A 2,234-nucleotide genomic window follows, 5' to 3' on the forward strand; every position below is an offset into this window, starting at 1 on the left:
TGTCAACGACGGCCGAATTCTGACCCCCTGGCGACGTCTGAAAGTTGACCCCCTGATGTTGTTGGTCGTTACTGCTGGTCGTTGGTGGTGTTGGCCGCGGGGACGCGGCCCAGGTCGCGGTTCTTCAGGCGGTAGCTGTCTCCCTTCAGGCTGATGACCTCGGCGTGGTGGACGAGGCGGTCGATCATGGCTGCGGCGACGACGTCGTCGCCGAACACCTCGCCCCAGCGGCCGAACGGCTTGTTGCTGGTCACGATCAGCGAGGCGCGCTCGTAACGGGACGAGACGAGCTGGAAGAACAGGTTGGCGGCCTCGGCCTCGAAGGGGATGTAGCCGACCTCGTCGACGATCAGGACCGGGACGCGGGCGAGCCGGGTCAGTTCGTCTTGCAGCCGTCCGGCGGCGTGCGCGTCGGCCAGCCGCGAGACCCACCCGGCGGCGGTGGCGAAGGCGACGCGGTGTCCGGCCTGGCAGGCGCGGATGCCCAGCCCGATCGACAGATGGGTCTTGCCAGTTCCCGGCGGGCCCAGGAACACCACGTTCTCGCGGGCGGCAACGAAGTCCAGAGTGCCCAGGTGGGCGATGACCTCGCGTTTGGCCGAGCGCTGGTGGTCGAAGTCGAAGTCCTCCAGGGCTTTGCGGGCGGGGAAGCGGGCGGCGCGGATGCGGGCCTCGCCGCCGTGGGCCTCGCGGGCGGCGACCTCGCGTTGCAGGCAGGCGGCCAGGAACTCCTCGTGCGTCCAGGACTCCTCCCGGGCGCGTTCGGCCAGACGAGCGGCGGCGGCGTGCAGCGACGGCGCCTTGAGCACCCGGGTGAGGTAGGCCAGCTCGGCCTCGACATTGCGGCCGCCAGTGCTCCTCGCAGCTCCCGCTGCGGCGGCTTTGGTGGTGGTGGCCTTGGTGCGGGGTGCCATCACGCCACCCCCTCGATGCCGGCGGCACCGATGTCCTGGACTCCCAGGAGGGCGTCGTAGTCGCTCAGCCGCCGCTGCTCGACCTCGGTGCCGGCCGGCGGGCGGGTGGTCTGCAGCCGCAGCCGCCGCATCGCCGCGGCCGCCTGGGCGTGCGCGGGGTCGGTGATGGTCTGGTGGACCGCCCAGCAGCGCGGGTGCGCGGCGACCTGCTGCCCGCCGCAGGTGACCCTCACCTCCTGCAGGTCGGCGACGACCTCGACCAGCCGCCCGATCACCGATGGGTGCACCGAGTAGTCGTTGGAGGCGATCCGGACGTAATGGTCGCGGGCCAGCCGGGTCGAAGTGCGCCAGCCGACCACCGGCGCGACCGGCGGCAGCGGCACCATCGCCGCCATGTCGGTGACGATCCGATCGGCGGGCCGGCACTCGATCCGCCGGTGGTGACGGACGTTGGCGCGATGCGCCAGCCAGTGGTCCAGCTGGGCGTTGAAGTCGCCCGGGCCGGTGAACGACCGGCCCGGCATGAACGAGGTCTCCAGATACTCGTTCGCCCGCTCGACCAGGCCCTTGGCTTCGGGATCGGCGGGGCGGCACTGCACGATCTTGATGCCCAGGGTGCCGCGGAACGCGTTGGCCTCGGCGGTCAGGACCGGACCCCCTGCCCGCCACTGCCCGATCGCGCCCTCGTTGTCCCACACCAGCGCCTTGGGCGCCGCGCCCAGCATGCCCAGCAGCGCCCACATCCCGGCGAACAGGTCCCCGGCCGCCCGCGAGGGCAGCATCCGCGCCAGCATCCACCGCGAATACCCCGACACCATCACCAGCACCGGCGGGCTGGTCTGCTGCCCGGCACCCACCAGCACCTTCGCCGGCGGGAACCACAGATCGCATTGCGCCAGCTCACCGGGCTGATACGCCGTCCGCGACGCCGGATCGGCCGGCCGGTACTGCGGCCGCAACTGTCGGATGCGGTCCTTGAGCACCGTCATCGACCGCTCCCACCCGATCCGCTCGGCAATCACCGTCGCGGGCATGTCCGGGAACTCCGCCAACAACTCGCGGATCACCGGCTCGGCCGCGTCCACGATCGAGCCCTTCCCCGCCCGCCGGTACTTGGGCGGCTCATCGGCCGCCAGCGCCCGCTTGACGGTGTTCTTCGAGATGCCCATCCGCCGGGCGATCGCCTTGATCGGCATGCCCTCCGCCCGGTGCAACCGGCGGATCTCAGCCCAGTCCTCCACCTTGATCACCCTCCACAGTGACAGTGGGGGGTCAGATTTCGGCCGTCGCCTGGGGGTCAGTATTCACGCGTCGTCGACA

General features: G+C 71.1%; 2 protein-coding genes. Both read right to left on the reverse strand.

Features of this window, described 5'->3' with window-relative positions; translation table 11 throughout:
* Positions 1 to 68 precede the first annotated feature (68 nt).
* Positions 69 to 914: an IS21-like element helper ATPase IstB gene (gene istB / locus AB0C21_RS43285; RefSeq protein WP_500212339.1), complete on the reverse strand. Its 846-nt coding sequence runs from the start codon at positions 912 to 914 to the stop codon at positions 69 to 71.
* Entirely contained in the window at positions 914 to 2,164 is a 1,251-nt protein-coding gene (gene istA, locus AB0C21_RS43290; protein WP_500212341.1) for an IS21 family transposase, read from the reverse strand. Before istA ends, istB begins: the two co-directional genes overlap by 1 nt.
* Positions 2,165 to 2,234: the final 70 nt, after the last annotated feature.

The organism is Spirillospora sp. NPDC049024 (assembly GCF_040649235.1).
GTDB lineage: Bacteria > Actinomycetota > Actinomycetes > Streptosporangiales > Streptosporangiaceae > Spirillospora.